Source organism: Actinopolyspora mortivallis, from assembly GCF_003001495.1.
GTDB classification, from domain to species: domain Bacteria; phylum Actinomycetota; class Actinomycetes; order Mycobacteriales; family Pseudonocardiaceae; genus Actinopolyspora; species Actinopolyspora mortivallis_A.
This window is the reverse complement of record NZ_PVSR01000016.1, coordinates 66,046-72,770: the sequence shown is the minus strand read 5'-3', so window position 1 is coordinate 72,770 and position 6,725 is coordinate 66,046. Positions and strand designations below refer to the sequence as shown.

The following is a 6,725-nucleotide window of genomic DNA, read 5'->3' as shown; positions in this document are numbered from 1 at the left end:
CACCCCGCCGCCCTGGGCCAGAGCGGAGGGAGAACTCGCACCGCCGAACCCCGCGCCGAGGCCCCCGCACTTCGCTCCGGAACCGAACCAGCCCTTCGGACCCGGTTCACAACCCCAACAGCCCTTCGGACCCGGCGCGCAGCCCCAGCAACCTTTCGGGCCCGGCTCGCAGCCCCAACAGCCTTTCGGAGCCGGCTCGCAGCCGGAGGCACCGCCCACCCAGCCGCATCCGACTCCCTCTCCGTCCCCGGAGCGGAACCCGTTCGAACCGCAGGCCCGTCCGGAGACCGCGCCCCCTCCGACGGAGTCGCCGTCCCCGTCCCCCGGTCACCACGGGCCGGAGTCGACACGTCCGGCCCCTGAGGGGAGTCATCCGCCCACGGAGACCGATCGTCGCCCCGATGGCAGTGACCGTGACCCCGACAATCCGGGCGACGAGGAGTACCGGCGCCGCATCGAACAGCGTTACGGCGCTCCGTGGGAGGAAGCACTGTCCGAGCTGCGTGCCAACCATCCCGAGCTCGATCACCTACCGGACGAGCAGGCGATGGCGCTACGTCGTTACGTCGGTGAGGACGCCTCCACGATCAACGACACGCTCCGCAACGGGGACGCCTTCGACCGCGAGTACATGAGCCGCGAGGTCGAGCATCTGCGCAACGCGCTGGACAACATGCCCACGCCGGAGAATCCCGTCGTCTACCGGGATCTGCACGTCGCCCCCGAGAACCTGTCGAAGCTCCTCGACCGCTACGTCCCCGGAGAGACCGTCACCGAACCCGGATTCACCAGCGCCTCCAAGGATCTTCCCCCGGAGATGTTCGGTGATCAACCAGGGTTCGAACGTGTACGGATGATCATCGACGAGCCCAAGAACGCCGTCGACCTCGAAAAACTCAACCCGGACGAACGCGAAGTACTCTGGAAGAACGACCATCGGTTCGCCGTCGATGAGGTGACCAGAGACTCTGACGGAAACCTGAAGATCAGGCTCACCGATGTGGGGCAGAAGGGAGAATGAACACTATGGACCGCGACGAAATAATCGATCGTTTTGTCCAGCCACCAAGCGAGCGGAGTCTCGAACTCGAACGTATCGAGCAGGAAAAAATCGCACGGGGCGAGGTGTTGAAGTCCGTGCCCTACGACCCCACCCAGGCGATCGGACTCGACGACAACTACGACCCGTTCCCCGACTCCGGGGAGGAATCCTCGACCGAACGGACCGACACCCCGTAACGACCGAGGACGGGCTCGGCATCCCCACACCCAGGCGGTCACCGAGCCCGGACCACCGGTTCCGCCGGGCAGCGTTTCCGAGAGGACGCTGCCCGGCTGCGCCCGAAACGGAAAGCGTGCCGAAAGCACGGAGGAACCGCGCTGCCGAGGAAGACACCCCAGCACCTCGCTCCTCCGGAGATGAAAGGAAGTAGCTCGTGAGGGTGCCCTCGTCTCAGCTGACACGGAGTACGATGATCGGGCCCTTCCCGTTACCGCCGGTCGACGACCAACTGCGGGCCCAGGCCAGCACCAAGTCCGACGAGTGGATCGCCTTCGTCGATCCCATGGTTCGCCCGGACGTCACCAATCCTCCGGAGTTCGCGGTCCAGGGCGGCTACCACGTCGACGCCAACGGCGTCCTGTCCGGGCGTTATCACATCAATCCGCGTTACCACCCGACGGAACAACGGGCGGGGATGAGATTCGCCAACGGCCTCGAACTGACACTGTGGCGGGTGTTGAACGGGTTCAACCCGCTGGGCACACTGGCCGACAGTTTCTACCACGCCGAGTTGTACGCCTACGCGGAAAGCCCCACCGACGACAGGATGCTCGTCCTCGCCGATCCGGAGAACCCCCGGGTTTCCCTGCTGCCGGTGTGCACATCCCAGCAGTTCAACCCGTGGCGGTACACGCGCGCCGTGGAAGGACACACGATCTTCCAGGCCATGGCCAACACCGACGTGGTGGTCGACATCAACCCGGCAAGCCAACTCCCGCTGCGCATGTCGGTCTCCGCCCTGTACGGACTGACCAACGAGAAAACCCCGCACCTGAAGGACATCATCGCCGGGAAGCGGAACAAACCACAGTGATCATTCCGAGCTGAGCGCCTCGAACTACTTCCACGAAGTCCTGTTCGGCCCGGGCAGCAAATTCCTCGTCGAAGGACGAGTCTACGACGACGTGCTGGACAAGTGGCAAATCCACCTCAGCGAGAAAGGAGACTCATGAGCAGCGACCACGACGAACTGGTCCGCAAACACAGCATCCCTGAGGAGGAACTCACTCCAGAGCAACGTGCTAGAAGGCAAAAGATAGATCAGTGGAGTTTGGAACGGCGCGCCCGCGGTGAGGTGCAGTCCAAGGAAGCCTTCGACCGCATGAACTTCCCCATCGGCATGGACGACAACTACAACCCCTTCCCCGTGAGCGGGGAGGAGTCCTCGACCGAACGGACCGACACCCCGTAACGACCGGGAACGGGCCGGAGACGGGTCCGGCACCGGAGCCGAGCGGCCGGGTCCGGTGCCGAACCCGTGGGGTCACCCCAGCGCCTCGGCGACGGCGGTGCAGGTCTGCACCACCAGCGGGCCGACCTCCTCGGGGGACAGCGGTTCCATGGCCACCACGCCGACGCTGGCCCGCAGCCCGGGAACCCCCCGGATCGGGGCGGCCACGCCGTAGGCTCCCGGTTGCAGTTCGCCGGTGCTGGCCACCCACCTCGGACCGTCGGCGGGCAGGTCCACGGCCCGTCCTGCGGCGCCGCGCTGCACCGAGTGCCTGGTGCCCACGCGGTAGGAGATGTGGTAGCTCGTCCAGGAGGGTTCCACCACCGCGATCGCCTGGGCCTCGTTGCCGTCGGCCACCGTGAGGTGCACGGTGGCCCCCACGCGTTCGGCCAGCGCGCGCAGCGCGGGCAGCGCGGCGAACCGCAGCTGCGGCACCACCTTCCCGGCCAGCCACAGCACGCCGAGGCCCAGCCGCACCTTGGATCCCTCGCGGCGCACCAGCCCCCGCGCCTGCAACGGGCCGAGCAGCCGGTAGACCGCCGCGCGACTGACCCCGATGCCGGTGGCGAGGTCGCTGATGGTGGGGGCCTCGTTGTCGGCTTCGGCCACCGCCTGGAGCAGGTTCAGCCCCCGTTCCAGGGTCAGCGAGCTCTCCTTGGTGGACGTCGCCCCCGCCGGTTCCCGTTCCGGCTCGGGGGTCGGGTCACGGGGCCCGGATCCGGTGTTCATGGAATCACCTCCGCACGGCCGGCAGGATCGTACCCGCCACGTCGCCGAAACCGACCACCGAGCCGTCCTCCCCGGGGGCGGTGGCACTGAGCAGCACCCGGTCCCCGTCCTGCAGGAAGGTCCGCTGCTCCCCGTCGGCGAGGGTGACGGGGTCGGCCCCTCCCCAGGTCAGTTCGAGCAGGCAACCCCGCTGTCCGACCTCGGGGCCGGAGACGGTGCCGGAGGCGAACAGGTCCCCGGCCCGCACCGGGCTGCCGTTCACGGTCATGTGGGCCAGCTGTTGCGCCGGTGACCAGTACATCTCCCGGAAGGGGGGTGTGGACAGCAGCGTGTCGTTGCAGCGGACCTCCATGCGCAGGTCCAGGCCCCACGGCTGTTTCTCGACGAGGTAGTCCTGGAGTTCGTGGTCGTAGCCGGTGGTGGGGACCCGGGCGTGTTCGAGCGCCTCCACCGGGGTGATCCACCCGGATATCGAGGTGGCGAAGGACTTGGCCAGGAACGGCCCGAGGGGCTGGTACTCCCACGCCTGAACGTCCCGGGCGGACCAGTCGTTGACCAGCACCACGCCGAAGACGTGTTCGGTGAACTCGTCCGGGCTCACCTGCTCGGTGGGTTCTCCCCCGCAGACGAAGCCGACCTCGGCCTCGAAGTCCAGCCTGCGGGTGGGCCCGAAGACCGGGGTGGGGTCCCCGGAGACCCGCCGCTGCCCGCTGGGGCGGGGGATATCGGTGCCGGAGACGGCCACGGTGCCGGACCGGCCGTGGTAGGCGACCGGCAGGTGGGTCCAGTTGGGCAGCAGCGGCTCGGCCTCCCGGCGGAATATCCTTCCCACGTTCTCGGCGTGGTGCCGGGAGGAGTAGAAGTCGACGAAGTCGGACACGGTGAACGGCAGCAGCTGGGTGTGCCAGTCGGTGCGCAGCAGCTCGGCCCCGGCGGGGGCCCGGTCGGCGTGCACGAGGCCGAGCAGCCGTTCCCGCAGCTCGTCCCAGGCAGGGCGCCCGGCGGCGAGCAGCGGGTCCAGGTTCGGGGCGCCGACGAGCTCGGACAGGCGTGGTCCGAACTCGTCGGCGATGCCGCGCAGCGGGACGGCGTGCCTGCCCACCCGCACCGCCACCGTGGGCCCGGAGGCCGTACCCAGCACCCCGTAGGGCAGTGTCTGCGGCCCGAACGGGTGCTCGGGGGTGAATTCCGGGTCTTCGATCCAGCTCACAACAGTCCCAACTCGACAAGATCGGACACGGGATCGGTGGGTGCGTTCGCCCCGAAGGAGGCGAACACCCCGCGTACCGCCTTGGCGGCCTCGGTGGAGAACGACGCGGCCTCCGCCGCGAGTTCCCGCTCGTCGGTGCTGGCGAGCGCGGCGCGTACGTCCTGCCCCGAGAGCGCACGCCCGACCGCCACCAGCAGGTTGAGGAAACCGTGGTGGGGGAATCCGGTTTCGGAGTCGGTGCGGCGGACCGCCCGGGGCATTCCCGCGGTCACCTTGAAGGGGACGTCGAGGGTGGTGGCCACGGCGAGGAACTCGGCCACCACGTCGACGCTGGGGAAGGATTCCACGGTCTGCCCGCCGGAACGCAGTTTCGGCCAGCATCCGAACTCGGCGACCCGACGCACTCCGTCGAGCCAGCCCTCGCCGCGGCGCGGTTCGACCACGCGGACCACGTCCTCGGGGACGAACTCCGAGACGCGTTCCAGCCAGACGTCGTCGACCTCGGACGGTCCGGGCATCTCCACCATCCGCAACGAGAGCAGTTCCTGCCGTCCCTCGATGATCGAGAGCGCTTTGGGAACCTCGCCGAGTCCGGTGTCGCAGACCAGCGACATCGGCACGGGTTCGGCCGGTTTGGCCTTGGCGAGCTCGGTGATCAGCTCCGGCAGTCGGGAAACCTGGCACAGCACAGGCCCCAGCAGCCCCGCGTACTCACCGTCCCGCGCACGCAGGTGGTCCTCCACCGCCTGAGCGACGGACGCGTTGGCCGGTGGGAACAACGACGCGTCATCAGCCAGACGCGCGAACAGGGGCGGAATGCCCCGCGGGCCGGGAGCGTGGAGTTCAACAGCGCTTGACACGACTGCCACGCTAATGCCGTGCCGGGTAGTGAACAAAAATGTCCGGAAATCGAACACAGGTTTTCCGGATGTCTCCCCGCACGTGGCGGCCCCACGGGCGGCGACGTCCCGCCCCGTGACCGGCGTGTCGGAGGGCTCACCTCCGAGGGGGGCGCACGAGCCCCGGCACCGGACAACTCGACACCGCACGACCGGAGGCCGGTATGCCGTACTACCGCCGAGTGGGCGATATCCCCCGCAAGAGGCACACCCAGTTCCGTCAACCGGACGGCAGCCTGTACGCCGAGGAACTGATGGGCATCGAGGGCTTCTCCGCGGAGTCGGCGCTGCTCTACCACCGCAACCTGCCCACCGCCGTGGTCGCCGCCGAGGCGGTTCCCGAGCACGGACGCTCCACCTCGCCCAACCTGCCGCTGCGACCACGGCACTTCCGCACCGGCGACCTCGGGTTCGGCGGGGAGGGCGCCACGGACGCGGTCACCGGGCGCAGGCTGCTGTTCTCGAACGCCGACGTCGCGATCTGCTTCGCGGTGCCGGAGACCACCAGCCCGCTGTACCGCAACGCCACCGGTGACGAGCTCTGCTACGTGCAGACCGGCTCGGCCCGCGTGGAGACGGTCTACGGCGCCCTGGAGGTCTCCGAGGGCGACTACGTGGTGCTGCCCGCCTCCACGACCCACCGGGTGGTGCCGCACGGCGACGAACCGCCGCGGCTGTACCTGGTGGAGGCCACCGGCCACATCGGCCCGCCCAAGCGCTACCTCAGCGCCCGGGGGCAGTTCCTGGAGCACGCGCCGTACTGCGAACGCGACCTGCGCGGTCCCACCGAGCCGCTGCTGATGGAGGGGACCGACGTGGACGTGCTGGTCCGCCACCACGACGGTCTCACCAGGATGACCTACGCCCACCACCCCTTCGACGTGGTCGGCTGGGACGGGTGCCTGTACCCCTGGGTGTTCAACATCGCCGACTTCGAACCCATCACCGGCCGCATCCACCAGCCGCCGCCGGTGCACCAGACCTTCGAGGGCCCCAACTTCGTGGTGTGCTCGTTCTGCCCCCGCAAGGTCGACTACCACCCCGAGGCGGTCCCCGTGCCCTACAACCACGCCAATGTGGACTCGGACGAGCTCATGTTCTACGTGGGGGGCGACTACGAGGCCCGCAAGGGCTCCGGGATCGGCATCGGTTCCCTCTCGCTGCACCCCTCCGGCTGCACCCACGGACCCCAGCCCGGGGCCGTGGAGGCGGCCCTGGGAGCCGAGCGTTTCGACGAGACGGCCGTGATGATCGACACCTTCCGCCCCCTGCGTCTGGGCGAGGCGGCGACGGCCTGCGAGGACCCCTCCTACGCCCGCAGCTGGGCGGGCAGGGGCCCACTGGAGTCCTGAAGCGACCGTCCGGCGACGCGCC

8 protein-coding genes are annotated in these 6,725 nt (G+C 68.9%); 5 read left to right on the top strand and 3 right to left on the bottom strand.

Features of this window, described 5'->3' with window-relative positions; all coding sequences use genetic code 11:
- The 4 genes from CEP50_RS19880 to CEP50_RS11090 form a co-directional block, all read left to right on the top strand.
- Positions 1–1,021 (top strand): ADP-ribosyltransferase (locus CEP50_RS19880; protein ID WP_308729371.1); only part of this gene is annotated, 1,021 nt, incomplete at its 5' end.
- Positions 1,018–1,239 carry a hypothetical protein gene (locus tag CEP50_RS11100; RefSeq protein ID WP_146134794.1) on the top strand — a complete coding sequence of 74 codons (222 nt, stop codon included), beginning with the start codon at positions 1,018–1,020 and terminating at the stop codon, positions 1,237–1,239. The genes CEP50_RS19880 and CEP50_RS11100, both read left to right, overlap by 4 nt.
- A gap of 233 nt (positions 1,240–1,472) precedes the next feature.
- Positions 1,473–2,096: a hypothetical protein gene (locus tag CEP50_RS11095; protein WP_106113872.1), complete on the top strand. Its 624-nt coding sequence runs from the start codon at positions 1,473–1,475 to the stop codon at positions 2,094–2,096.
- 135 nt (positions 2,097–2,231) lie between these two features.
- Positions 2,232–2,474 (top strand): hypothetical protein, encoded by a 243-nt coding sequence (locus tag CEP50_RS11090; RefSeq protein WP_106113871.1) that lies wholly within the window; start codon positions 2,232–2,234, stop codon positions 2,472–2,474.
- Positions 2,475–2,546: 72 nt separating this feature from the next.
- On the opposite strand, the gene CEP50_RS11085 is transcribed toward CEP50_RS11090, so the two are convergent.
- From CEP50_RS11085 to CEP50_RS11075, 3 genes are read right to left on the bottom strand one after another with little or no spacing between them, the layout of a single operon-like run.
- The gene (locus tag CEP50_RS11085; RefSeq protein WP_106113870.1) at positions 2,547–3,242 is read right to left on the bottom strand and encodes an IclR family transcriptional regulator; all 696 of its coding nucleotides are present in this window, start codon (positions 3,240–3,242) and stop codon (positions 2,547–2,549) included.
- A gap of 4 nt (positions 3,243–3,246) precedes the next feature.
- Positions 3,247–4,452: a fumarylacetoacetase gene (gene fahA, locus CEP50_RS11080; RefSeq protein ID WP_106113869.1), complete on the bottom strand. Its 1,206-nt coding sequence runs from the start codon at positions 4,450–4,452 to the stop codon at positions 3,247–3,249.
- Positions 4,449–5,312 (bottom strand): hypothetical protein, encoded by an 864-nt coding sequence (locus tag CEP50_RS11075; RefSeq protein WP_181188335.1) that lies wholly within the window; start codon positions 5,310–5,312, stop codon positions 4,449–4,451. Before CEP50_RS11075 ends, fahA begins: the two co-directional genes overlap by 4 nt.
- A gap of 203 nt (positions 5,313–5,515) precedes the next feature.
- Here CEP50_RS11075 and CEP50_RS11070 point away from each other — a divergent pair, with 203 nt between their 5' ends.
- Positions 5,516–6,703 carry a homogentisate 1,2-dioxygenase gene (locus tag CEP50_RS11070; protein ID WP_106113868.1) on the top strand — a complete coding sequence of 396 codons (1,188 nt, stop codon included), beginning with the start codon at positions 5,516–5,518 and terminating at the stop codon, positions 6,701–6,703.
- Positions 6,704–6,725: the final 22 nt, after the last annotated feature.